Genomic DNA, 23,515 nt, shown 5'->3' with positions numbered 1-23,515 from the left:
AAAAGTTGATTCGTTGTATACTGATCGATGCGAATGACACAATCATTTTGACCGATGATGTAAGTCGGATACAGGAGTCGGGCATCAAACGTTATTTCGTTGATTTCGATCAACCGACAGACGCAGAGAAGCAAAAATTGATTGAGGTTTTTGATTTTCATCCACTGGCGATTGAAGATTGTTTTCATTACTTGCAACGCCCAAAGCTTGAATATTATACAGAACATAGCTTTTTTGTCCTTCATGCGCTCGATGAAGGAACGTTGACGAGTCGTGAAATCAATTTGTTCGCAAGTGATCGGCATCTCGTTAGCTACCATGAGCAATCTTCACCAGAAATTGATATCGTGTTTGAACAGTGTAGCCAACGCCTCGACAAACAAGAAACAGTCGACCTCGTACATAAAATCATGGATAAGATCGTCGACGGGTATTTTCCGATCGTTCATGCGACGGAAGATGAATTGTTTGCGCTTGAAGAACGCTACCGAACGCGTGGCAATGATCGTCGGTTGATGGAGGAGATTTTCGAACTACGCGCGCGGTTACTTCGAATCTCGCGGACTGTCATGCCGATGCGGGACTTACTGTATCGTGTCGTCGAATCAAAGCGGTTATCGATTCATCCAAAGAAACAAGCATTCTTTCGCGATTTGTACGATCACTTACTGAAGTTATCGGAAATGATCGAATACAATCGATTAATGACCTCTGAGTTTCGGGATAATTTCATTTCCCTCAACTCGTACCGGATGAATAGCATCATGAAGACGTTGACAATCTTCACGACGATTTTCATGCCGTTGACGTTCATCGCCGGAATATACGGCATGAACTTCGAACATATGCCAGAACTGACCACTCGGTACGGTTATTTCGTGACATTAGGGGCAATGGGACTCCTCGCTTTAGGAATGATTCTGTTTTTCAAAAAAAATCGCTGGTTTGATGAATAAGGGGAGATGTAAGTGGATATTCGACAGTTACTTTTTTTTACGACAATCGTTGAGCAAGGCTATAACTTAACGCGTGCTTCGAAGCACTTGTCAATCTCGCAACCGGCGCTTAGTCAGATGATCCGCGACTTCGAGCAGCTGGAGCAAGTGGAACTGTTCATTCGAAAGCACGGACGGTTGACAGGGTTATCGGAAACGGGACGTCAATTGTATGAGGATGCGAAGATCGTTCTGACACGTCATCAAGCATTGATGGGGCATCTGCGTGAACGCTCGAACGTCGTCCGAGGAAAAGTCCGTCTCGGTATCCCACCCGTCATCCTCCCTGTCTTATTTTCGCAGTTGATTCCGAAGTTCATGGCGGAACACCCTGGCATCGAACTCGAAATCATCGAGGAGGGGGCGTTTGAACTCAAACGTCGACTGTTACTTGAAGAACTCGACTTGGCCATCTTGATCGAACCGGGTGAATCCTATGGCATCGAACGTTTTCGATTGATCGAAGATGAGGTCGTCGTCGCCGTTCGTCCGAATCACCCGTTTCAAGCAAAAGAAGCGCTATCCTATCGTGATATCGGAAATGAACCACTCGTCATCTTGAACGACCGATTCATGTTACATCATCAAATATTATCGGAGTTTCGTAAAGTGCAGCAAGAGCCGAATATCTTCTTCATGTCAGGGGCATGGGACTTGTTGATCGGGATGGTCCAAGAACTTGACGTCATCTCGATCCTACCGGAGCCGATACTACGGTTTCACCATGCGGATGACATTAAAATCATCCCGTTCGACCCACCGATGTTATGGGATGTCTCATTGAACCGACTCGTTGGGACGGAATTACGTCCTGTCATCCGGCACGTCCACCAATACATCGTCCACTATTTTCAGTCGTACTGGCCAACGCCATCGCGTTGACGAGAAGGCAATCAAAAAGGGGACTGACTCAAAAAAAAGAATGACTCGTCTATTCACGCCCTTTCCTCAGGCGAGACACAAGCCCGTTTTCCTGCTTCATTCCAGCATGAAAACGGGTCTTGTTTGTCTCTGACAGCGCAAAAATGCGCTTTTCCTGTAGGAGTGGCGTATGACGGGTCATTCTATTTTTACGGGATAAGGGTGGCAGAATTATGATCTGCCACCCTTATCTTTGTAGAGACTGACTGTTGGGTCAGCCTCTTTTACGTTGGAGCGATCGTGTTTCAAGAAGTGACGTGTGGCGTCAGACTACGAATCTGCTTTGCTGCTTGTTTATAAGGAGTCAGCGTCTCTTGTGCCTGTAACGTCGCGCGTTCACTCTCAAGTTGCTCGAGTGTTTGGCGTAATAGGTGCTCTGAAACGGCTGTCAAAGAAGCGTCCAGATGTGCCGACGCGACTGCAAGCAAGCGTTCTTCTTGAGTGGCAGTATACGCGAGTGCTTCTTGCTTAGTTAATGTCGCAAGCTCCTCCTTCAACTGCTCCTTCTCATTTTTCTCAAAGAAAGCTTTCGCATTCCGGAAGTGGCGTTTGACGCCGACATAAGGCGTTGCATCTTCGAATGGACCATCGAACGTCATTTCGTTTAATCGAGAGACCGTGACAGGTGCGAGTTGGAAGGATTCGTTCCATTGCTCTAGCAACTGTTGCTCCTCTTGTTGACGCCGGATCAAGGCCGATTCGAGCCATTGATCGACACGGAAATGCGTGACCCGGAGCTCTTGTTCAAAATCGAACCGAAGAAACGTCAACAGTTCCGTTAATGCATCCTGTAACGCCGCTCCTTTGCCAGTTTGAGCAAAACGAACAGGATTATAGGCTTCCTTGAAAAAGTCAGGGAAACGGTAATAAATGCGTTGTACGACATGATGCAATAGCTCATGGATCTCTGCTTTGAGTGCAGGTTCGATCAAAGCGGCGCGATTGTCTTCGAAACGATCCGTGACCTGCTGTTCTAAAGCAGACAGCTCAGCCAACCGTTCTTCTTTTCGCAACAGATTCGCTTCAGTCGCAGCGATAAATCGTTCGAGTCGCTGGACGGTCTTTTCCGTCTGCTCAGACAACGATACTTTGGCGAGACCGGTCAGATCCTCCGCTAGGAAGTGATGGAATGCCTCCTCGAATTCAGGTAAACCGGAAGTTGAATCCGATAGCTCTTGTTGCTTTTCCGTGAGTCCTTGTAAGCTCGAGACTCCATACAGTCGAGGCGATCGAATCCCGAAGCGTTGCAATTCCGTCGCGACATAGTTCAAGACATCTTGACGTTCGCTATCTGACGCAGCGAGATCAATCGCGTTGACAAGGAAGAACATCTTATCGAGTTCGAATGCGTCTTTGACACGACCGAGTTGAATCAAGAATTCACGGTCAGCGCGGGCAAAGGCATGATTGAAGTACGTGACGAATAAGATGGCATCCGCGTTCTTGATGTAATCAAAAGCGACATCAGTATGACGGGCATTGATTGAATCTGCTCCTGGCGTATCGACGAGCGTCACGCCGAGACGTGTTAACGGACTATCGTAATAGAAATCGATGACATCTACGAAACAGCTTCGTTCTTCCTGCGCGACATACTGTTTAAAAGCGTCTTGATCGACTGTCTGAGCGGTACCGATGAAGGATTGAACGGTAGGGAATCCTTTCAAGAAAGCACGCAAGAACGGGTCCGTCAGTGACGCGGCACGTGATAAGAGCGTATCGTATGCCTGTTTCGTTGACTCGAACGTCATTGTTTCGACCATTGCTTCATTTAATTCCTCAAGCATCGCTGCTTCCGACTTGAACGTGACTTCTGCCACGCCGTGCGGGTGTGCAGCGTCAACAGGGTGAATCCGGTTGATTGATGCTGTCGTCGGATTCGGAGAGACCGGGAGAACCTTATCTCCGAGTAAGGCATTGCAAAACGATGATTTTCCGGCACTGAAGGCACCGAATAAGGCAATCGTGAAGGATTGGTGTGTCAGTCGGTCCAATTTGTCATTCAAATAAGCGACGGCATCTTCAAAACCTTGAAGACCATTCAGATGCTGACGGATTCGAGCGACGTCTTCAGGTGCATAACGGACGGCTTGTTGCTCACTGATCGTCGTCGCAACTTCAAACGCAGTAATTTCTGTCACCGATTCATATCCGGTAAAGGAAACGATCGCCGCTTCTTGCTGAATCAATTGCTCCTCCCAAACTGAGACTCGCGTCCGAGCCTGTTCGAGTTGTTGGTCGGATGGACTAGCAACGCCATGCTCATATCGTTCGAGTGCTACGGTAGCCTGTTGCCATGCTTGAACGCTAGTCCATTTATGCTGTAGTGACGTCTGTTGCTGCAATAGCTCAGCTTGTTCTTTCGGGAAAGTTGCCGTCAACTCTTGACGAATAAGCTCACGCCATGCGTTCGTTTCCTTGACGAACCACGCTTGTGTCTGTTCGGCGACACGATTCGTGAACTGGAGCACTGATTCACCTGTGATCGTAATACCGGTTGGCAAGGCACTCTCGAGTACGGAAAGCGGTGGGTCAAGTGAGAGCTGATCGATTGCGACGATATGCGTATCCTGCAGGAGACCAAGGTCACGTAACGATTGTTTCATCAAGTTACGTAAATGAAGCGAAATTTCGGAAGCAGTCACTGTCTGATAGGCACGGAGCATGTCTTGTGCGATCTCTGCTTGAGCCGCTTCCGTTTTTTTCGCGCTACGGAATAATCCAACCTTGAAATCACGCTGACGTGACTCGAGGAAACGGCGCATCTTCTCGCGTAATTCGAACGGCATCAATGTCGCATTTTTCAAAAGTTGATCCCGATGAAGCGAAAACGTCTGTACCCAGCGGTCCGGTTGACGTGCTTCTAACTGTTGCGAGACACGTGCTAATTCGGTTTCGATTTTCGCCGGATTCCGTCGTTCAGCGTCATTCAATTGCTCAGCCATCGTCTCGTTTGTTTCTGAGACGAGACGTGTGAGATAACGTGTATGCTCCTGGTGAAGACTTTCGAGTGTCAAAGCGGCAGAAGTCAACAACTTCGGTTGAGCGTCGCGAATGCTTTGTTTGACGAGCTGTTCGACTTCCGTGAAATCGTTATGCGGATGGGCTGGGTCCCGTAGGCTCGTAAAGAAGATTCCTTTCGGTACGACACCGTGTTCAGCGAAGGACGCATGAACCGAGCGGCGGAAGGCGTCGAATGATAGTTCATCGTTACGATGTTTATCGATTTGATTGACGATTAAATATAATTCCGGTACGGCAGCTTGTAATTCATCCGTCACCATGAAGTTCAATTCGGATTGAACATGATTGTAGTCCATGACGTAAAACAAGATGTCAGCCAAGTGAAGGGCAGACTCCGTTGATACACGGTGGGCATCATCGACCGAGTCGACGCCTGGCGTATCCATTAAGACGAGACCAGGAGGCAGCGCGGACGCGGCATGCGTCAAATCGATTTGTTGGACATCACCACTTTTCCCAAGCGATTGAAGATGCTTCTCTTGCTCTTTTGCAGTCAGACGAACAGACGGCTGTTCATGAAAGTGAACGATTGCTGAATCCATCTCACCTTGCTGAAGTGTCACGATGTTTGCACTCGTCGGAATCGGACTCGTCGGTAAGACCGATTCACCCGTCAAGGCGTTGATCATGCTCGACTTTCCAGCTGAAAAGTGACCAGCAAACGCAATCGTGAACTCTCGTTTTAATAGTTTGCTAGCAAATTTATCTAGTTTATCTAAACGGAGTTGATCCGTTGAAGGTTGAATCAATGTGGCGAGTGAAGCCGTCGCCTCGAGTTGGTTCGATAATCGTTCCTCAAATGAGCGCATGCAATGAAACCCCTTTCTTTCAGTCATCGTCCAGTGTATCACGATTTTTTCCGTTTCGTCATCCTTCCGCAAACGACAAAAACAATCCGCCCAGTAAGAGGCAGATTGTTTTAATTAGGTTCAAGACGACGGAACGATTTCGTCCGCACGTGTCGATTCTTGTTCCGTCGAATGAATCCGGCGCAACAAGTGTAATTTGAAGAGATACATGACGAGCAGGTGAACATTCGCCTGTGTTGCCTTGTAGAGTATCCACGGTAGCGCAGGGACGAATTCATGGATGGCGATGATACATTCTTGCGTACCGGGAATTTGCCGGAATTCAATCCGACCACGGCTATCTTGCTCGACTTTTGCGAACAATCCGCCGGTAATCCGGTATGTCGCCATTTGTCGATCGTGAACCGGTTCCTTCGTCAATTCAAGCAGCGGTTGTTCGTAAAACGGAATGTGGATTCCAACGACTTGATCTTTCACAGTTGACGATAGGAAAGGGCGGGCAAATGATGACAACCAGTTCATATAATCGTCAGCTGCCCAGTCGGCATCGCGATCCTTTGGCAAAAGAACACGTTGTACCGATCGGACGTCAAGGACGTCTGGTGTCGAAGACGACGAGGAAGAAGATCCTTTTTGTTCCTCCTCCTCTTTTAATGCATCTCGGACTGATTGTTCGAATGTGATTTTGCCGTCACTGATGCCGGGAACCATTTTTTCTGGATCCGCAACCATCTCATGGACCATGCTTTCAACGAGTGGATAGACGGTTTCTTTTGGTTCTCCGGACACGAGCGTCACCCAAAGGCGCGATAATTTAACGGTCAATAAAGGAATATCGATCGTCGGTTGTCGTTTACCCATGATGTCGGCTGTTTTAAGGATCATCTCCTTATAGGTCATCGCTTCCGGTCCACCGATATCGATGGCCCGGTCTTTGACGTCATCGCGATCGACACTTTCACCAAGGGCATGAATGACGTCGGGTAAGGCGACAGGATGGGTCTTGTTACGTGTCCATCGTGGGAGTGCCATGACGGGTAAGCGTTTGACGAGTTTCGATAAGATTGGGAACGATGAACCTTTAGGACCAACGATTAACGCAGCACGGATCGTCGTCACCGGTGTTCCGTACGCACCGAGAACGCGTTCGACTTCAAGTCGACTCTTTAAGTGACGCGATAGATTTTCTGTTTCCTCGGGGATGATACCACTTAAGTAGATGATTTGCCGGATGCCGTTTTCTTTTGCGGCACGGGCGAAGTTATCGGCTAACAATAAGTCCATATTCTCAAACGATCCTTGTGTCAATTTAGCAGATGGCATCATCGAATGGACGAGATAGACAGCGATGTCTGCTCCTTTCATACCAGCGATCGTATCGTCTAGAGAAAAGAGGTCGCACGATCGCCATTCGACGCGTTCCTCATTGTCCTTGTCGTCACCATTTCGTGAAAGGGCGATGACGTCATATTTTTTCTTTAGTTCGTTCAGTAAATTGTGACCAATGTATCCGGTGGCTCCGGCTAAAGCTAGGCGCGTTGGCATGGATGTAAACTCCTCTCTTATATCTGTTGTAATGTACCCCCAATCGAGTCGGTTCAATCGCAAGAGGATATGCTGAGACGATTCAGTTGAATGGAATAGGGAATAGTAACATATGGAAAAGAACCAACAGGAAGTATGAAAACAAAGGGGGCTTCAACCATGCAGACGATACAATTCATGCAAGAGGGACATGAACGACGATTCGATCTGTTGTGGAGACGATTAAAGCCGAAACAACGAGAAGATGCAGCGATGGTCTCGATGCTGTACCTTGCGACAGGACAGCCAGAAGTGCTCGAACGGTTCTCGGATTACTTCTTTCCGGATAGTGGTGAGTTTTTTGATCGTGAATTTCTGGCTGAACCCTATCCGAGTCCAGCGTTAGAAGCAATCATCCACTTGATCGTCCAATTGTATAATGGACGAACGACGATCACGATCATCGAGCTGATTGAACGATTGGATGAGCAACAGATGTCGCTCGTACTCGAAGCGATTAAATTGCGGGCATACGGATGTCAGATGCTACAAAAAGGTGCGAAATCGTAATGCCACTCGTATGAATCCGATTGATGAAGAAACTCCTCTTCATCAATCGGATTTTTTGTGAGGGAAGAAAAGTTGTAAGTTCAAGAATCGGTAAGAAGATGTTCGTGAATCAGAGTTCATTAAAATAAATCGCCATGAAAATAAAAGCTAAGTTTATTCACGAAGAACTAATTGAGATGGGCGGCGACTGGAAATAAGATGAAAGTATCAGTAAAAGGTGGTCTAACTATGGAAGGAGTGACATCATGCAGCTCAAAGAATCGATCTACTTTCACTCACCGATTTTCATCCAAAACTTGTTGACGACTTTACAAGGACGTCGCCTGTTCCATGAACGATACGGTCCCGCCTATCAGCAACGTTTACAAGAACTGAAACAGAAGTTAGGACGACCGCATGACGTTCGAGCAGAACAATTGCATCGATTAAACGACTTCCTTTCTTTTTGCCAAACACATAGTCCATACTATCAGGAATTGTTTTCTACCATTGCACTAGAGCTCCCGTTAAAATCGATTGACGAACTAAAACAGATTCCCCCTTTGACGAAAGAAATCTTACGCCAACAAAATGAGGACGTCCATGCGCACGTCCATGCCCCGATTCTCGGAAAAACGGGCGGTACGACCGGTAAATCGATTCAAGTGCATTATACAAAGGAAGACATGCAAATCCGGATGGCACATCTTGACTTCTTCAAGTGGACCCATGGAGTCGATCAAGGGATGCGCCGTGCAAGTTTTACCGGTCAAACGCTTGCTTCCCCGCAACAAAAGGCACCGGTTTATTGGCGGACGAATAAAGTCATCAATCAGATGTTGTTCTCGATCAAAAACATCAATCCGAAAACCGCCGCTGCATACATCGAACAACTGAATCGGTTTCAGCCGGAATCGATTGATGGTTTGCCTTCAGGAATGATCGAAGTCGCACGATATGCTAAAAAATATGGGATGACCTGTACGTTTCGTCCCAAAGCAATCTTCCCGACGGCTGAGATGATGACGGCAGAAGAACGAACGCTCGTCGAAGAAGTCTTCCATGCGCCGATCTATGATCAGTATGCGTCGTCAGAAGGGGCGCCGATCGTCGCCGAATGTCCGTATGGGAAAAAACATCTACATTATGAGATGGGAATCATTGAACGTGATGAGGACGGTGAAATCCTTGTGACGAGCTTCGATACGCATGGTACACCACTTGTCCGTTACCGCGTTGGCGATCGGATGACGCTTAGTCAGGAAACGTGTCCCTGTGGTCATCAAGGTCCGATCATCGCTTCGATCGACGGACGGGGGAGAAGCTTCATTCAACTCAGAAACGGGCACCGTGTCTTTGAAGGCGAACTTGCGGGAATCGTTCGAGCGTTCCCGAACTGTATCGAACGCGTGCAATATATTCAAGAGACGCGGGATGAGATTGTTTTATTATATGTTCCGGATGAACGATGCTTCGAGAAAGAACATGAGAAGAAACTCTTTTTCGTTCTTGACCGACTGTTTGACGGACAATTGAATGTCGTCATGCGCGCGGTACCCGAAATTCCGAAAGAAATCAGTGGAAAAACGTTACTGATTAAACAACAGTATGCATGACACATGAAAAGGCGAGGTCACCGATGATCTCGCTTTTTCGTATGTCCTGAAACTGTCAGTCGCGTGGCCGCACCGGAATCCAGATGGCAGATTGATAATCGGCGGCAGACGGGTCGCCTGCCGAATAAACTTCGAGTTCAGCGTGAGGTAGAGGATCATATCCATGCGATGGGATCCACTCTTGATAGATACGCTGCCACATCTCTTGAATGGCATGCGGCATCGGACCAACGACCGGAAACGTCGCCCAAAGACTCGCCGGAATCGTCATCGTTTCCTGACCGGGCAGAACTTCCGTTGTCGTCGTCGCGATCCAATAATCCATCGATGCTTCGGTGAAATTGGAGCAGACACCAATCACACCTTCAATCTGACCGTCATTTTGTTTAAACAAGGTAGCATCTTGACCAGAATGATTCACATCATTCCAAAACAACGGAATCAGTTGTTGTTGGGCACCATCTTGCGTCGGGAAATGTTTTCGCCATCCTGAAATTTGTAAAGCCGGTCGTTCGATGAGTTGGTAATCCATTTGCTCCAGTCCCTTCAAGGTCACCTGAATGCTCAGGCGGTTATAGGCGTGAATCGGACGTCGCTCGCTTCGCATCAACGTTGGCGAACAACCATGCTGACGTTTGAAAGCTTTTGTGAAAGCTTCCGGCGTCTCATAACCAAAACGTAAGGCGAGATCGATGATTTTTTCGTCCGTCTGTGTCAATTGTTGGGCAGCGAGCGTCAGACGTCGCCCCCGAATGTATTTCCGGTAAGGTCATCATCGCAAGTAACGAAAACGTCCGTTGTAAAGGATACGTTTGCATCTGCGCCACCCTTGTCAAAACGTTGAGTTGAGATCGAGCGAATCTTCTAAATGATCTTCGATATAGTCAATGACGCGTTGAATTGATTCGAGCCACATCTTGTCACCTCCTTGTTTTTAGTATAATAGAGCGATGATCGTCGGACCTGTCCAAGGCGATAGTAATTTGTCAGGATGCATGTTCCCTTATTTTTGTCATATTCTTGTCAGGTACATCGGCTATCGTAGAGACATCGAAACCGTTACTTCCCTTGCGAAAGGACGTGATGACATGGGTATCAAAGAGCAGATCTACAATCGCTCTCCTCTATTTCTCCAGCACCTCTTCACAACCCTCTATGGGTATCAATTGCATCGCGAACGTTATGGACCGGCCTATCAAGAACGGTTCCGGATGCTCCTCGAACGAGAACATACGACGATCGACGTTAAAGCGGAACAACTTGATCGTTTAAATGACTTCCTTCACTTCTGTACGGAACACAGTCCCTATTACCGTCAACTCTTCGCTTCACATGGCATTCGCCTACCTTTAACGGACTTATCCGAACTAAAACATATTCCTGTACTATCAAAAGAAATATTACGAACGCACATGGAGAACATTCAAACAGATGTCGCTGCGCCAATCATAGGGAAAACGGGCGGAACGACAGGCACGTCACTGCAAGTACGATATACGATACCGGATATGCAAATTCGCATGGCCCATCTGGATTATTTCAAGGCGACCCATGGTGTCTACCGTGGCATGCGACGAATCAGCTTTACGGCACAGGATCTCGTACCCGAGCGTCAACAGGTGGACGTCTATTGGCGAATGAATCGAGCGGCGAATCAGCTCTTGTTCACGGTAAAACGATTATCCCCACGGACGATGGCAGCGTATCTTGAAGCCATCGAACGTTTTCAACCAGAAACGATCGATGGTCTTCCGTCAGCGATGATTGAGCTCGCCCGGTTCGCGAAGCGAGAAGGGATCCGCTTGACGTGTCAACCGATTGCGATTTTTCCGACGGCTGAACGGATCGACGCGGAAGAGCGCCAAGTCATCGAAGAAGTGTTTCACGGACCAGTCTTTGATCAATATGCATCGTCTGAAGGGGCACCAATCGTTTCGGAATGCCGGTTTGGTCAAAAACATCTGCATCATGAGATGGGGATCATCGAACTCGATACAGACGGGGAGATTCTCGTGACGAGTTTTGATACACACGGGACCCCCCTCATTCGCTACCGGGTCGGAGATCGGATGACGCTCAGTCAGCGCACCTGTTCCTGTGGTCACCCGGGACCAATCATCGAATCGATTGACGGCAGGGGGCGGGCATTCATTCAAAAACCGGATGGGCAAAAGATTTTTGAAGCGCAACTGTCGAGTCTCGTCAAACATTTGCCAAACAGTATCGAACGTATTCAATATGTCCAAATGACGACAGATAGCGTATCGATTTACTACGTTCCGGACGCAGAGCGGTTCAGTCAATCAGACGAACGACTTCTGATGGAACGGCTATACCGTTTGTTCGGTCGTGATATCCATCTTGATGTGAAAGCCGTTTCTTATATCGCTGCCGAGGAAAGCGGGAAAATTTTACTCGTTAAATCAAGGTTAACAGGATAAAAAAAGTGGACAGATGGCGCCATCTGTCCACTTTTTCTTGTTAGTCACTGCAGAAAGGTCGCTTCCTTTACCAAGTATAAGGTAAAATCAGGAAAAGGAGGGGGATAGATGAAACCTCAGATTTTACTGTTAGGCATGTTCCACCTCGATCGCCCGGCAAATGGTGATTTGATTCGTCCGGCAATTTTTGATGTCGCGTCAGAGAGAAGGCAACGAGAAATCCAAGAAGTCGTTGCTCGATTGAACGCATTTCGACCGACAGGCGTTGCCCTAGAGACGGCACCTGAACGCATGAATGATTTGCAACATACATATGAAACCCGTCAATCCGAGAGCGATTTAACCGAAAATGAACGGCAACAAATTGGCTTTCGATTAGCCCGGATGGCGGGAGTAGCAGATCTCCATGGGGTCGATTGGAACGAAGTCGTACCTGGCGTACCGGATTTAGGAATCGTACGTTCACATCATCCGGAAGCCTTTGAGACGATCGTCGCGGCTGAGATGAAGCGGACAGAACAGTTAGAGCACGCGATGGAGCAGTTATCCTTCTCCGAATGGCTCGACCGATTGCACGCTGAAGAAACGATTGCAGCGTCGGCTAGAATCTATGATCAAATCGAACGACTGGAAAGCGGGCGGATTTGGATCGAACGCTACTGGCAAGTCCGCAATCAAAAGATCACAAATCGTTTACTGCAACTCGCTCAGACGAACGAGCGAATCGTCTGTTTGTACGGTGCTGCGCACCTCCCGTTATTACGACAGTACTTGAATGAATCGAACCAAGTCGAAGTGATGACGTGGAACGATTGGAACAACGAAAAGGAGTGTATGTAAATGCTATTTCACTACCATATCTGGACACCACATTTGGAAGAAACAGAAGCTTGGTACACGGCACGCGGATTTCACGTTTCCCAGCGTATCGGGAAGAAGAACGGAGAATTTTCGTCGTTTAATCCACCTCTATCATGGGATGATTTTCGAGCGGATCAAATTTTATTCCGAATCATTGAAATGAAACGGGGAGCGGTCAATGTGACGATCGGATTCGGAAAAACGGTTCGCTTCGATCACATCGGATTTTTGATTCAGCCTGGTGACGTGCAAACGATTCTTGATCGCGCAGAAAAGTTATCGTTCACGGTCCAAGCGAACGAGCGGCGGACGTTCTTACAGACACCATACGGATTACGGATTGAACTGCAAGTCCATGAAGATGCGATTGCGGATACTGATGGAACGACACTTGAGCGTCTCGTTCTGGCGACGCCACGCGAAGGATTAGAGGCGGATTTAGCGAAACTGTTCGATCGACCGATTTCACAAATCCAAACCGTCCGCGGAGAGAAGACCGTCTTACAAGAAGCAGTCTTTTCCGATACGTCGCTCGTAGGCACGGATCCGAACGGTGTTCAGCTCGTCTGCTCATAATCAACGAATACTTTGATTGGTAGATCTGGTGTTTCCATCAAGGCAGCGAAGCAACTGGCAAGCTTCGAAAACGAAGTCTCGTGTTCGAACAAAGCGGGCAATGTCGCGTGACGCTCGTCTGCAAAGAGCCAGTCTGCGTGCTTGCGGTAGTCCCAGCCGTCACTCGATGCAACGATCTGAAGTTCTTTCGCGTGAAAAGCGGGCGTCAACGCCAAGGCTTCCCGGTTGCCGTCCGATAAGACGCAGATTGAACCATGAGGACGGACAGCGGATTGAAGCTCGGCAAAGGCCGCTTGACGTCCGGAACATTCGATGGCGGCGTCATACATACTTGAACCCGGTGTGACAACACGTGCACCTAATTGACGCGCTAACTCCGCTCGGGACGTAAGCGGCTCGAGGATATCAATCTGACGAACGTTGACGTAATGCCGTAAGTAATGTACCGTCAGCAAACCGATCGTACCCATTCCAGAAACTAAGACGCTTGTGTCGGGTGTCAATTTTAGCTTTCGGACGCCTTTTGCCGCGTCACAGGACAGAATCAGTAGTAAGGCTTCGCGCGGTGAGATATGAGCAGGAACCGGGATGACCTTCGATACAGGAACGATCGCCTGATCTTGATGACCATAGAAGCTGACGACCCGATCACCGGGCTTGACGATTTGGACGGCGTCACCAACTGCAAGCACTTCGCCGTAGCTTTCATATCCGGTCTCGAGCGGATAGTCATAGCTGGTTTCGGTCATATCTTGTTCAAGCCATTGGGGAAGTTCGGCACCAATACTGATGGCACCGGCTAAGGTGCGGACGTGGACGTCATAGATGCCAAGCGGCGGCAGTTCACGAACAAGATAACCAGGCGTCTTCGACTCCACAAGACAGCAAATTGTTGTAGTGTTCAACATGTAAACCTCATTTCATTGTTGGATTGATGATATATGGATTAAGCATATACCACTTTATTTGTAAAATATAACAATTCGAAACCAGAAATGATGTAGAATAAAAAAGAAGAGGGGGGAATCAAATGGCACCATTATTAATTTTGGCATTGCTCGTGTTCGCATTTTTGACGTTTCGGTATAGTAAGATCCTCGTCCGAAAGGATATTTCTGCCGCAAACAAACGACTCGCAATCGTCTTTTATTTGATTGCCGTCAGTGGACTTGGCGCTGTCGTTTATTTCAACGTATAAGGAGGACCATCCATGCATTCAACGACAAAACGACGAATCGGTGCGTATATCATCAACCAAGCTGTTTATTTCGGACTTTCTGTCGTCATCGAAAAAACGGTGTTACGACGTGTGAAGTCAGAAGTTGTTCACGCCGTCGTGACACAACCGACGATCAGTTTTCTAGGAGAAGTCGCGCAATTGAAACTGTTGAACGGAAAAACGATTGGTGGTCAGATTTGCGGCATCCAGGTTGAAAGCGAGAACGGATTGCCATTGACGACGAAACAAATCGTCCGCCGAACAGTCTATCGTGATACGGTCTCACTATTTAAGATTCGACCGTACTGGAAACCGTTTCTCAAGAACGGACAACGATTACCGGAGGATGACTTCGCGAGAACGATCGTCCGCTTGAACCAGGAGAAGCTAAAAAATGAAGCTTGATTTTCATGTCCATAGTGTCCGTGCCTCTCAACCAACGGGAGCCATTCTGCTCTATCATGGTTGGGGCGGAACGGCTGTTTCTTATCTAGAGTTTGCACAACAATTATCTGAAGAAGGATTCGATGTCTTTATTCCGGAACTCCTTCGGCATGATCAACGTAAACCGTTTGATCATCCGTTTGATTCAGAAGTAACGACGACCTATTTTTGGACGGTCGTCGAACAATCGATTACGGAAGCGACAGCTATCATCGAACAATCAGGCTGGCATGTTTCCGATGTGATGGCGGTTGGCGTCTCGATGGGTGGGTTCATTGCCCACGGGATCATGGCGCGTCTGCCGATTAAAGCACTTGTTGCGATCAATGGGGGCGGTGCCTATCTTGAAGCAGAACGCTTATTCCGCGCGCGCGACGGGCGACCTGTTATCAAAGAGACGGATGTACCATGGAAGCTTGATCCAATCAGTGTGATGGATGAGCGTCCGCGATTGCTCCTGCACGGCGATGCCGATGACATCATTCCATTATCGATCCAACAGTTCTATCACGCGTCAGCTGTTCGAGCGGGGATGGCGCAAACGACTGTATTAGACGTTTTTCCGGGTGTCAACCATACCGTGACCGATGCCATGATCAAGCAACTAATCGCCTGGCTGAAGCACGTCAAACTTCAAGGGGCGACAGATGGACTACATACGTTTTCTTCGCAGTAAGGTCGGTCAAGAAAAAGTGATGTTGAACTTTGCGGGTGGGATTGTCTTTGACAAGAAGGGGCGCATTCTTCTTCAAAAACGGCGGGAGCAACAAGCATGGGGCTTTCCCGGCGGCGCACTGGAACTGGGAGAGTCGCTCGTTGAAGCCGCACAGCGTGAGATTTTTGAAGAGACCGGTTTTCATGTCAGGAGCGAACGTTTGAGTGGTGTCTATTCGAAGTACGAAGAGATGTATCCGAACGGGGATGTCGCTCAGCCGATCGTCCATTTTTTCGTTTGCCGAATCAATGGGGGGCAATTGACGATTGATTCCGATGAATCACTCGACGTTGCTTTTTTTGAAAGAGACCAAATGCCAGAACTCTATAGCGAACTGCATCAAACAGCCTGGAACGATTTTTTGACGGAAACGGGTCCGGTCTTTCGATAATGCAAAACATCCTTCTGATTTTCACGTCAGAGGGATGTTTTTACATGCGACATATTCAGCGTTCAAAGCCACCTTCGGAATGGATGACTTGCCCGGTCACCCAGCCACCGTCAGGACTGACGAGGAATTGGATCAATCGTGCGACGTCTTCCGGCGCACCGATTCGCCCGAACGGAAAACTAGGTTTAAGCGCCGTCCGGGTTGCTTCATCCATCCAAGTCGAGTCTGTCGGACCCGGATTGACAGCATTGACGGTGATGCCAAGCGGTGCCACGGCTGCCGCGTAAGTCTTCGTAAACGTCGACAAGGCACCTTTTGTCGTAGCGTAAGCAATCTCGTCAGGCATCGGACCGAGATCTTGTCCGGACGTCAGTTGAATGATACGACCGGACGTTAGATGTGCTTCAGCGAATCGTTTCGTGAAACGTGTCGCGAGCAACAACGGTGCCCGGAGATTGACGGCATAGTGTTGATCAAGACTGGCTGCATCAAGTGTTTTCCAATCCGTCATCGTCGAATGGGCAGCGTTGTTGATCAGGATGCTTGGTGTTCCAAAGTCTTCTACCTGATTGAATAAATCGTCAGCAGCATCTGCTTGACCTAAATCTAGCTCGATCGCAAGGACGCGGGCACCTTGATTTTCGAGTTCGGTCGTAAAACTAGCCGCCCAATCCGCTGTTGCTTTAAAATAAGTAAAGACCAGGTCATGTCCGGACGAGGCAAGCTGGCGGCAAATCGCAGCTCCGATGTCGCGTGTCTGACTGGCACCGGTCACGATGGCAATCGGTCGTTTCGTCATATGTACGCTCCTTTACATAGATACATTCAAATAAATGAATGGTTCCAAATGTTTACAAAAACAGTATAGCGTAAGAAAGACAATGAACGGAAGCGTTATCATGATTTAACATACTGATTAAATGCATGTTTTGACTTGAAATGTGGTAAAGAAAAAGTGTACGAAATTATTCGTTAAACAGGTGGGGAAGGATGAATCGATCATGAAAGCAATCGTCTTATTCGACGGAGAATGTAATCTCTGTGACGCGAGTGTCCAGTTCATTTTGAAACGAGACAAAGGATATCATGATTTTGCTTCGTTGCAAGGGGAAACAGGACAAGAAATCGTCCGTCGTCATCATCTTCCGGAAACGATCGACAGTGTCGTTGTGATTGACCGGGGTGTACCCTATATCAAATCAGATGCAGCGTTACGGATTGCCCGTCATTTAAAAGGTGGATGGCGTCTGTTGAGTGTGTTTCAGATTGTTCCACGTTCACTTCGAGATCGCGTCTATGATTTCGTTGCAAACAACCGTCATCGCTGGTTTGGACAAAAGCAGCAGTGCGCGTTACCGTCTCCGGAGACGCGAGCTCGATTTCACGACTAAAGATGAAAAACCGCGACGAATCGGTCGCGGTTTTCTTTCTGTTCATTGGTTGGTCACATGCAACCAGTGACAACTTGGCAATGGATCGCCGAGGAAACTTAATCCTAAATCATGGGCTTGGTGGATTGTTTCAAAACAATCGTCTCCCTCATCCAGATACACTTCATGATGCGGTGATTGGAGGTGTGTTCCTGCGATACGCCAAAGATTTGAACGGTGTGTCACCGTTATTTCGTAGTCGATGTTTGGTGAGACGACGAGCGGATTACCAACAGAATGATGAAGCGTATATCGAGTTGGTGATTGATGTGATAAATAGACTTGCTGTGTCGAAGCGACATCTTCTCGATATAACTGATGACGAGCATCAAAAGAGCGAGTAGGATTTGCTTGTTTTGATAGTTGATGAGTGGTTTCACCATTACATGTCAGGACCTCTGTAAAGGTACGATACTCTTTAGAAAAAGGCGAATATTGTCGCGCATCGCCTTCGAAATAACGATGCGGAGAAAACGGATTCGGGTTCATGAGAATCGGAGGAGCAATGAACGTTAGTACACGCAATCGGTATGAAGAAACCTTCGTATGTGAAGCGGATAGCGGGTACAAAGAAAAATAGAGCACGAATTGTTCAAATTCCCGTTCTCGGTCTTGTTCTTGTTTTATCTGATTCGTAACGCGGGCGAACGTCTCGATAATACGTGCGAACGGCATCGATTTTCTAGAAATGGGACGTAACATCCGGATTTCGAAACGTGTAAACTGTTCAGGGTCAATCGTTCCTTTCCATTCGGGTGTTGTAGTTTGACCTAATCGATGCTTATCTTGAAATATCGAATAATGCGATACCTCTGGAATTTCACCCCATAATAGTCGGACAGCATGATTTTGTTGAATCAGGACAGTCACTTTTCGGTTCCAGAACAAATCATCCGTACTTGAAACAAGAGCCGTGACGATACGTGTCTTCGAATCTGAATCAATCAGTTCGAACGACAAAGGCTCATATAAAGGGAGTACATCCGTTTGATAGGTATTCGAGTTCTGAATGAAACAAGGTATACCGTTTAAGAAGAGTCGGACGTTACTTGTTCCTTTCCAGGTGAGACAAACGGTTTCTCCGCTTTGTTTGATTTGAATGTGATTGATGTCAATCATGGGACTGATCGCTCCTTACACGAATTATGAAAGAAAACCCCTTCCGCTTCAGGATCAGAAGGGAAGGGGAAACGTCATAGTAATCCTTTTGCGACCTCTAGCTTTTCTTGATCGTGTTTTAATTGTTTTTTCAAGTCATGCGCGTGATACATATCGTGATCAATCATGTATCCGGCGATCGCAGCGTGAGTCTGAATGGCTTTATTCAGTTGTTCGGTCAAGACTTTCCGCACATCAGGAGAAGCCGTTTCCGTAATTGCGACAGCATAAGCACGGACAAGTGATTTGCTGCTGATCAAGAAGTCTGTCGCAATCAACTCGTCGCGTTTTTTACTAGGACGGTTGATGGATTGGAGAGCTTCATTCATGAGAACCGCCTCCTTCATGATCTGCCAATAGCTTTTGTAAATCGTTTAATGCTTGTTCGCTATCTTTGATGTCTTGAGCAATCAATTTTTCAAGCGTCTCATCTTTAACAAAAGAACGAACAGCAACAGCTTTAACGAGACAGGCTTGTTTCATCGTCATGATTTCATGGATTTCGAGTGTTTCATGGATTGCAAGTGGTGATTTAGCCATCGGTCTCACTCCTTATCATGTAACATCCGTTTGACAGTATCTTTAACGTTTTGCATTCCTGTTTTTTCTGCTAGGTCGTGGTGAAGTTTGTGTGCTGGTACCTTCATATTCGGAATATTTCCTTGTGGTGCAGGGTTTTCTAGATGAACGAATTCACCGGTGCCATCTTGTGCTTCCCCTTGAGCCCAGCGACCTTCTTTTGAAGCTGTTCCTTCCGATAGGTCCCAGAACTCATAAGCATGCGGTTGCGCTTCCATCTCATCTTCCGGTGCGAAAGTAGCAGGCACGACGACGCCGTTTTTCGTTTCCAGCTCTTCGATCGCAGCCATCCATTGATACTGGTGATAACGATCGCGAGCAAGCATCTTACGGAATGTAGCACGCACGCCTTCATCCGTCGTCATATGATAGAGACGGGCGACTTGAAGTCGACCTTGTGATTCAGCATGTAGGTTCGAGCGCATATCTGCCAATAAGTTACCGCTCGCGACGATATAGGATCCGTTCCACGGAATGCCGTTTGCGTTTGATGGCAGTCCACCGAGACCGCTAACTAAAAGATGCTGTGGATTCATACCCCCGAGAATTGCTGCCGTCGCTGGATCTTTGGCAGCTTCTGCCTGATCATCCGGTGACGCCCCGTCGAGCAATTGAGAAATGAGGGAACATAGCATTTCAACGTGCCCGATTTCTTCCGTCCCGATATCCATCAGCATATCCTTGTACTTTTCTTCACCTCGACAATTGAAGCCTTGGAAAAGATATTGCATCATGACCGTCATCTCACCGAATTGTCCACCGAGTACCTCTTGCACGGCCCGAGCGAGTTTTGGATCGGGTCGATCAACCTTGACTTCGAATTGTAATTCTTTTTGATGGCGAAACATGAAAAGAACCCCCTTTTAAGTTTTAAACATATATGACTTACACATGTTATATACCTTAATCGGTTCCTTTCAAACCTGTTTACCTTATTTTTCGATATGCTGAGGTGAACGTTCAATCAAAGAATGATTTATGAACAAGTTTGGGATAGTGCCAAGGCAGTATTTCGTATGCAGTTTTAAACGTTTCAAAAAAATAATGCAATATCGTCATTCCCCCTCCATCAAGCTTAAACTTGAGGAGCAATCAAGAGCTAATGTCGAACTGAGAATTTCTAAAGCATGATCTTTTGCAACGGCGGTTTCTGCTGCCGTACAGTCTGCAGGAACATGAATGGCATATTCTCGCATGTAGGCATCGTTTGCAGTAAATAAGATACACATATCCGTCGTTAGACCGGTGATGATAAGACGTGAGACATCCAAATGCTTTAATAAAATATCAAGTTGGGTCCCGAAAAAACCTGAATGTTTTGGCTTGATGATGAAGTAATCGTTCTCTTCTGGGTGCATTGTCTCGATGAGTACATCTCCAAGACCACCGCGGCACTCATCTATGATTTGATTGACATTTTCCTGCCAAAGACCAAAATTGTCATTGACGTAAATCACCGGGATGTTTTGACGTTTACAATGTTGTTTTAATTTTGAGAGTGGTTCAAGGACAGGGAGCGTTTGTTGCAATAACTGCTCAGCTCCTTCAAAATCCATCTTATTGATGACATCGATGATCAACAATGCTGTATTTTCTTGAACAGTCATGGCGGACTCCTCTCATAAAAAAGTGATTAAATAATGATAAGGTGAATAGAGCTGGGCTTTAGAGATAAAAATCTCAGAAGGGGAGGCTGATTCACGGGCTCCCCGGACATCAATTAAACAACGATAGATGAGGGATTCCAACTCTGCGATGAAATCTGGGTATTGATATAAAGCGTCATTCAGCAGTCTTTTGCGGTGATCTTCCATCAAGACGATGCAGGGGTTGGTCTCTTTCAATGCCATTGCACTGAAGACAGTTTTTTGCTGTTTAAAATCTTGATTCAAACAGCGAACGATTTGATTTAAATCAGCTTCCACGTTCTTCACTTCCTAGTTGTAGATTATTCATACTGTTCTTATACATGTTATTGGTTGTGTTCCACTCTTCATCACGAGGTAAACGGATAAAAAAGTCGGATCCCTTTCCGATTTCTGAATGAACGGTGATACGTCCGCCATGTGCCTCAATGATTTCCTTACAAATCGGTAAACCGAGACCTGTTCCTTGAACTTGAAGGTGGTCTGCCTGTTCGACGCGGTAATAGGGATCAAACAGATAGGGAAGATCTTGAGTTGGGATACCATATCCCTCATCGCTAATGGTGATGACGATTTCAGATTCACAGCACGCTAGCGAGACTTGGATATTTGAATCAACGGGAGAATATTTTATCGCATTATTCAAGATGTTTAATAAGACTCTCCGGATTTTTTCTTGGTCAGCCGTGATCAGACAAGGTCCGTCGGTTTGGATTTGTAAATGATGCGTCGATGTCGAAACGTTCAACCACTCGGTTAACTCAATGAGCATACGTTCAATACAAAATGATACCAAATGATAGGATTCTTTTTGATGACTAAGTCGCTGATAATCTAGGAATTCGGTTAATAATTGGCTGAGTCGCTGCGTCTCACTTCGCACGGTCTCTAAGTATTTGCGCTGCTTTGAAGGAGACAATGTCCGGTGTAACATCAGTTCGCTAAACCCTTCAATGGAGGCAAGCGGCGTTCGTAGCTCATGAGATAAAACCGAAATGAAGTTTTGCTCTTTTTTAGCATGGTTGACTTCAATTGTGCGTTCACGAAAAACAAATAAAATACCTTGACGATCGGGCAAAAATTCTGTGTAAAGTCGTACATGACGATCATCTGGCATTGAGAAATCCTGAGCCGGAACGATTGATGCATGCTCGAAGCCTGCTTTGATTTGTTCGACATATACATGCAACGCATCTGTTTCGAGAATCAACGGTTCGAAGGCTTCGATAACGAATGCTAAGTTTTCAGATTGTTTTTCAGATGGTGACCAGTTCGGGAACAATTGATGGAACATGTGATTCGTAAAGATATTTGTGTTCGTCACATCGACGAACAATATAGCTTCTCGAAGACCATTTAAAATGCGTTGAATTAATTGATGGTGATCTTTTATACGGATGTCATCAAGCAACCGCATCAACCCGATATTCAATAAATGTGTCGTTTTCTGAAGTGCGATAGTCTCGGTGAAACGATGATGAAATTGTAACGTCAATGTACCGATGAATTTTGACGGACTGTGTAATGGGAGAGCACACAACGTCAATTGTTCTTCCTCAATTAGATGGATCGATGTATCTAGCTCGGTCTTGGCTTCTAACTCTAGCCGTTCTTGGTCATAAGTCGGTTCGTCTGATAGTGCGATATGGACAGCTTCAAAACTTTCCGACTGTGGTGAAAAAAAGATATGCGTCGCCCGAAAATGACTACCGATTGCTTGTAGCCACGTGTGAAGACCTGTCATTGATTGATGACGTAAAATTTGAGTAGCTAACTGGTTTTGAAATTGAAGTTGTCGCTCAATTATTTTTTGTTGATAGAAAGACTCTTGGAGTTGTGAATTGACAGCTTGCGTTTGCTGGTGTTCAAAGGCGAGCAACGTTGTCATTTGTTGCATCGATCGCCCAAGTGTACCAATCTCATCGTGACGGTTCTGAAAATCGTTCTGCTCCAATCGGTCAGGGTGTTTCGTTTGATCGACGAGGTCAAGTAAGTCCGTTCGAAAAGACCGCACAAGTCTTAAAATCAAGTAACTGAGAAGGCAAAAAGCAATGATCATCACACCAAAGGCGTAGCGTAAAACTTCAACGGTTCTTTGTTGTAGTGATTGTTGTGCTTTTCGCTCTTCATTATGAATCAATCGAAAGTAGTCATTGATAGCGGAGTCAGATTGTTGAACCAGCTTTTGATTATCCGTGAGTACTTGTAAGGTGAGTTCCAGTTCTAAAAATCTTGAAAATTGAACAAGTTGACGCGTAAAGCGTTCGTCTGATGGATCTGAATAACGTTGATTAAATGATTGAACGTGTTGTTGTAAGCGTTCCAACCGCTGATTGACCTGCTTAAGATCGGTTTGATCATTAAAGTTGATTTGTTGGACTTGAAGATTGACTTGTTGTGCTTCATTCCATAGTGTGCGAGCTTGCGTTTTTTGTGATGTGATCTTCTGTGATGAAGTTCGGTGTTGCTCCAGCTCTTTTTGAGCAAAGTAGAATGTTAAGACGCCGATGCTTGCAAAAATCAAGAAATTCGAAAACAATAGGATATAAAATCGATGGAACAGACTTGATGAAAGCCACTTCATGACTAGACCTCTTTCTAAAAGATATATAAACAA

24 protein-coding genes are annotated in these 23,515 nt (G+C 46.6%); 12 read left to right on the top strand and 12 right to left on the bottom strand.

Going from position 1 to position 23,515, the window contains the following annotated elements:
• Positions 1-5 precede the first annotated feature (5 nt).
• The gene (gene corA, locus KNQ03_RS02655) at positions 6-956 is read left to right on the top strand and encodes a magnesium/cobalt transporter CorA (RefSeq protein ID WP_214723466.1); all 951 of its coding nucleotides are present in this window, start codon (positions 6-8) and stop codon (positions 954-956) included.
• Positions 957-968: 12 nt separating this feature from the next.
• Positions 969-1,877, top strand: coding sequence for a LysR family transcriptional regulator (locus KNQ03_RS02650; protein ID WP_214723464.1), 909 nt, complete (start codon positions 969-971; stop codon positions 1,875-1,877).
• 284 nt (positions 1,878-2,161) lie between these two features.
• Here KNQ03_RS02650 and KNQ03_RS02645 read toward each other — a convergent pair whose 3' ends face one another.
• Both KNQ03_RS02645 and KNQ03_RS02640 read right to left on the bottom strand, forming a co-directional pair.
• On the bottom strand, positions 2,162-5,749 hold the full coding sequence (locus KNQ03_RS02645; RefSeq protein WP_214723462.1) for a dynamin family protein: 3,588 nt from the start codon (positions 5,747-5,749) through the stop codon (positions 2,162-2,164).
• A gap of 120 nt (positions 5,750-5,869) precedes the next feature.
• Positions 5,870-7,294, bottom strand: coding sequence for an NAD(P)H-binding protein (locus KNQ03_RS02640; RefSeq protein ID WP_064299730.1), 1,425 nt, complete (start codon positions 7,292-7,294; stop codon positions 5,870-5,872).
• A 159-nt stretch (positions 7,295-7,453) separates the two neighbouring features.
• Here KNQ03_RS02640 and KNQ03_RS02635 point away from each other — a divergent pair, with 159 nt between their 5' ends.
• A complete protein-coding gene (locus tag KNQ03_RS02635) occupies positions 7,454-7,843 on the top strand; it encodes a hypothetical protein (protein ID WP_035397030.1) in 390 nt (129 codons plus the stop codon).
• Between the two features lie 245 nt (positions 7,844-8,088).
• Positions 8,089-9,438, top strand: coding sequence for a phenylacetate--CoA ligase family protein (locus KNQ03_RS02630; RefSeq protein ID WP_023468514.1), 1,350 nt, complete (start codon positions 8,089-8,091; stop codon positions 9,436-9,438).
• Between the two features lie 55 nt (positions 9,439-9,493).
• Here the strand turns inward: KNQ03_RS02630 and KNQ03_RS02625 are convergent, their stop codons facing one another.
• Positions 9,494-10,192 carry an AraC family transcriptional regulator gene (locus KNQ03_RS02625; RefSeq protein WP_371743247.1) on the bottom strand — a complete coding sequence of 233 codons (699 nt, stop codon included), beginning with the start codon at positions 10,190-10,192 and terminating at the stop codon, positions 9,494-9,496.
• 334 nt (positions 10,193-10,526) lie between these two features.
• Here KNQ03_RS02625 and KNQ03_RS02620 point away from each other — a divergent pair, with 334 nt between their 5' ends.
• From KNQ03_RS02620 to KNQ03_RS02610, 3 genes are all read left to right on the top strand, one after another.
• Positions 10,527-11,879 carry a phenylacetate--CoA ligase family protein gene (locus KNQ03_RS02620; protein WP_214723458.1) on the top strand — a complete coding sequence of 451 codons (1,353 nt, stop codon included), beginning with the start codon at positions 10,527-10,529 and terminating at the stop codon, positions 11,877-11,879.
• Between the two features lie 108 nt (positions 11,880-11,987).
• Positions 11,988-12,719, top strand: a complete 732-nt coding sequence (locus tag KNQ03_RS02615) for a DUF5694 domain-containing protein (RefSeq protein WP_214723456.1) — start codon at positions 11,988-11,990, stop codon at positions 12,717-12,719.
• The gene (locus tag KNQ03_RS02610) at positions 12,720-13,316 is read left to right on the top strand and encodes a hypothetical protein (protein WP_214723454.1); all 597 of its coding nucleotides are present in this window, start codon (positions 12,720-12,722) and stop codon (positions 13,314-13,316) included.
• Here the strand turns inward: KNQ03_RS02610 and KNQ03_RS02605 are convergent.
• Complete coding sequence (locus KNQ03_RS02605) at positions 13,298-14,221, bottom strand: zinc-dependent alcohol dehydrogenase (protein ID WP_214723452.1); 924 nt, start codon at positions 14,219-14,221, stop codon at positions 13,298-13,300. The two genes, KNQ03_RS02610 and KNQ03_RS02605, sit on opposite strands and share 19 nt — an antisense overlap.
• Before the next feature lie 125 nt (positions 14,222-14,346).
• On the opposite strand from KNQ03_RS02605, the gene KNQ03_RS02600 reads away from it, so the two are divergent.
• Genes KNQ03_RS02600 through KNQ03_RS02585 form a run of 4 tightly spaced genes read left to right on the top strand, consistent with a single transcriptional unit; the run spans position 14,347 to position 16,085 of the window.
• A complete protein-coding gene (locus KNQ03_RS02600; RefSeq protein ID WP_156323149.1) occupies positions 14,347-14,514 on the top strand; it encodes a hypothetical protein in 168 nt (55 codons plus the stop codon).
• Between the two features lie 12 nt (positions 14,515-14,526).
• Entirely contained in the window at positions 14,527-14,940 is a 414-nt protein-coding gene (locus KNQ03_RS02595; RefSeq protein WP_214723450.1) for an RDD family protein, read from the top strand.
• Positions 14,930-15,655: an alpha/beta fold hydrolase gene (locus KNQ03_RS02590; protein ID WP_214723448.1), complete on the top strand. Its 726-nt coding sequence runs from the start codon at positions 14,930-14,932 to the stop codon at positions 15,653-15,655. Before KNQ03_RS02595 ends, KNQ03_RS02590 begins: the two co-directional genes overlap by 11 nt.
• Positions 15,627-16,085, top strand: a complete 459-nt coding sequence (locus tag KNQ03_RS02585) for an NUDIX hydrolase (RefSeq protein ID WP_214723446.1) — start codon at positions 15,627-15,629, stop codon at positions 16,083-16,085. Before KNQ03_RS02590 ends, KNQ03_RS02585 begins: the two co-directional genes overlap by 29 nt.
• Before the next feature lie 55 nt (positions 16,086-16,140).
• Here the strand turns inward: KNQ03_RS02585 and KNQ03_RS02580 are convergent, their stop codons facing one another.
• A complete protein-coding gene (locus KNQ03_RS02580) occupies positions 16,141-16,884 on the bottom strand; it encodes an SDR family oxidoreductase (RefSeq protein ID WP_055968397.1) in 744 nt (247 codons plus the stop codon).
• A gap of 202 nt (positions 16,885-17,086) precedes the next feature.
• Between KNQ03_RS02580 and KNQ03_RS02575 the strand changes: the two genes are divergently transcribed.
• Complete coding sequence (locus KNQ03_RS02575) at positions 17,087-17,476, top strand: thiol-disulfide oxidoreductase DCC family protein (RefSeq protein WP_055968395.1); 390 nt, start codon at positions 17,087-17,089, stop codon at positions 17,474-17,476.
• Between the two features lie 42 nt (positions 17,477-17,518).
• On the opposite strand, the gene KNQ03_RS02570 is transcribed toward KNQ03_RS02575, so the two are convergent.
• From KNQ03_RS02570 to KNQ03_RS02540, 7 genes are all read right to left on the bottom strand, one after another.
• On the bottom strand, positions 17,519-18,634 hold the full coding sequence (locus tag KNQ03_RS02570) for a hypothetical protein (RefSeq protein WP_055968393.1): 1,116 nt from the start codon (positions 18,632-18,634) through the stop codon (positions 17,519-17,521).
• 74 nt (positions 18,635-18,708) lie between these two features.
• Positions 18,709-19,002 (bottom strand): spore coat protein, encoded by a 294-nt coding sequence (locus KNQ03_RS02565; protein WP_029341888.1) that lies wholly within the window; start codon positions 19,000-19,002, stop codon positions 18,709-18,711.
• Positions 18,995-19,213, bottom strand: a complete 219-nt coding sequence (locus KNQ03_RS02560; RefSeq protein WP_055968392.1) for a hypothetical protein — start codon at positions 19,211-19,213, stop codon at positions 18,995-18,997. The genes KNQ03_RS02565 and KNQ03_RS02560 overlap by 8 nt, the downstream gene beginning before the upstream one ends.
• Positions 19,214-19,218: 5 nt before the next feature.
• On the bottom strand, positions 19,219-20,100 hold the full coding sequence (locus tag KNQ03_RS02555) for a manganese catalase (protein WP_058264888.1): 882 nt from the start codon (positions 20,098-20,100) through the stop codon (positions 19,219-19,221).
• 207 nt (positions 20,101-20,307) lie between these two features.
• Positions 20,308-20,859: a cysteine hydrolase family protein gene (locus tag KNQ03_RS02550; RefSeq protein WP_149427520.1), complete on the bottom strand. Its 552-nt coding sequence runs from the start codon at positions 20,857-20,859 to the stop codon at positions 20,308-20,310.
• A 12-nt stretch (positions 20,860-20,871) separates the two neighbouring features.
• A complete protein-coding gene (locus KNQ03_RS02545; protein WP_133207422.1) occupies positions 20,872-21,177 on the bottom strand; it encodes a hypothetical protein in 306 nt (101 codons plus the stop codon).
• Positions 21,167-23,482, bottom strand: coding sequence for a HAMP domain-containing sensor histidine kinase (locus KNQ03_RS02540; RefSeq protein ID WP_214723444.1), 2,316 nt, complete (start codon positions 23,480-23,482; stop codon positions 21,167-21,169). Before KNQ03_RS02540 ends, KNQ03_RS02545 begins: the two co-directional genes overlap by 11 nt.
• Positions 23,483-23,515: the final 33 nt, after the last annotated feature.

It is taken from the genome of Exiguobacterium sp. s143, assembly GCF_018618895.1.
Taxonomy (GTDB): Bacteria; Bacillota; Bacilli; order Exiguobacteriales; family Exiguobacteriaceae; genus Exiguobacterium_A; species Exiguobacterium_A abrahamii.
The sequence above is the reverse complement of the archived record's forward strand: the minus strand, read 5'-3'. Positions and strand labels throughout refer to the sequence as shown.

Excerpts from the sequence above, each read along its gene's own strand:
- KNQ03_RS02640 (WP_064299730.1), bottom strand. The coding sequence starts at position 7,294 with ATGCCAACGCGCCTAGCTTTAGCCGGAGCCACCGGATACATTGGTCAC.
- KNQ03_RS02590 (WP_214723448.1), top strand. The coding sequence starts at position 14,930 with ATGAAGCTTGATTTTCATGTCCATAGTGTCCGTGCCTCTCAACCAACG.
- KNQ03_RS02550 (WP_149427520.1), bottom strand. The coding sequence starts at position 20,859 with ATGACTGTTCAAGAAAATACAGCATTGTTGATCATCGATGTCATCAAT.
- KNQ03_RS02645 (WP_214723462.1), bottom strand. The coding sequence starts at position 5,749 with ATGCGCTCATTTGAGGAACGATTATCGAACCAACTCGAGGCGACGGCT.
- KNQ03_RS02580 (WP_055968397.1), bottom strand. The coding sequence starts at position 16,884 with ATGACGAAACGACCGATTGCCATCGTGACCGGTGCCAGTCAGACACGC.
- KNQ03_RS02560 (WP_055968392.1), bottom strand. The coding sequence starts at position 19,213 with ATGGCTAAATCACCACTTGCAATCCATGAAACACTCGAAATCCATGAA.
- KNQ03_RS02585 (WP_214723446.1), top strand. The coding sequence starts at position 15,627 with ATGGACTACATACGTTTTCTTCGCAGTAAGGTCGGTCAAGAAAAAGTG.
- KNQ03_RS02595 (WP_214723450.1), top strand. The coding sequence starts at position 14,527 with ATGCATTCAACGACAAAACGACGAATCGGTGCGTATATCATCAACCAA.
- KNQ03_RS02565 (WP_029341888.1), bottom strand. The coding sequence starts at position 19,002 with ATGAATGAAGCTCTCCAATCCATCAACCGTCCTAGTAAAAAACGCGAC.
- KNQ03_RS02635 (WP_035397030.1), top strand. The coding sequence starts at position 7,454 with ATGCAGACGATACAATTCATGCAAGAGGGACATGAACGACGATTCGAT.
- KNQ03_RS02540 (WP_214723444.1), bottom strand. The coding sequence starts at position 23,482 with ATGAAGTGGCTTTCATCAAGTCTGTTCCATCGATTTTATATCCTATTG.
- KNQ03_RS02615 (WP_214723456.1), top strand. The coding sequence starts at position 11,988 with ATGAAACCTCAGATTTTACTGTTAGGCATGTTCCACCTCGATCGCCCG.
- KNQ03_RS02575 (WP_055968395.1), top strand. The coding sequence starts at position 17,087 with ATGAAAGCAATCGTCTTATTCGACGGAGAATGTAATCTCTGTGACGCG.
- KNQ03_RS02610 (WP_214723454.1), top strand. The coding sequence starts at position 12,720 with ATGCTATTTCACTACCATATCTGGACACCACATTTGGAAGAAACAGAA.
- KNQ03_RS02570 (WP_055968393.1), bottom strand. The coding sequence starts at position 18,634 with ATGATTGACATCAATCACATTCAAATCAAACAAAGCGGAGAAACCGTT.
- KNQ03_RS02555 (WP_058264888.1), bottom strand. The coding sequence starts at position 20,100 with ATGTTTCGCCATCAAAAAGAATTACAATTCGAAGTCAAGGTTGATCGA.
- KNQ03_RS02630 (WP_023468514.1), top strand. The coding sequence starts at position 8,089 with ATGCAGCTCAAAGAATCGATCTACTTTCACTCACCGATTTTCATCCAA.
- KNQ03_RS02620 (WP_214723458.1), top strand. The coding sequence starts at position 10,527 with ATGGGTATCAAAGAGCAGATCTACAATCGCTCTCCTCTATTTCTCCAG.
- KNQ03_RS02600 (WP_156323149.1), top strand. The coding sequence starts at position 14,347 with ATGGCACCATTATTAATTTTGGCATTGCTCGTGTTCGCATTTTTGACG.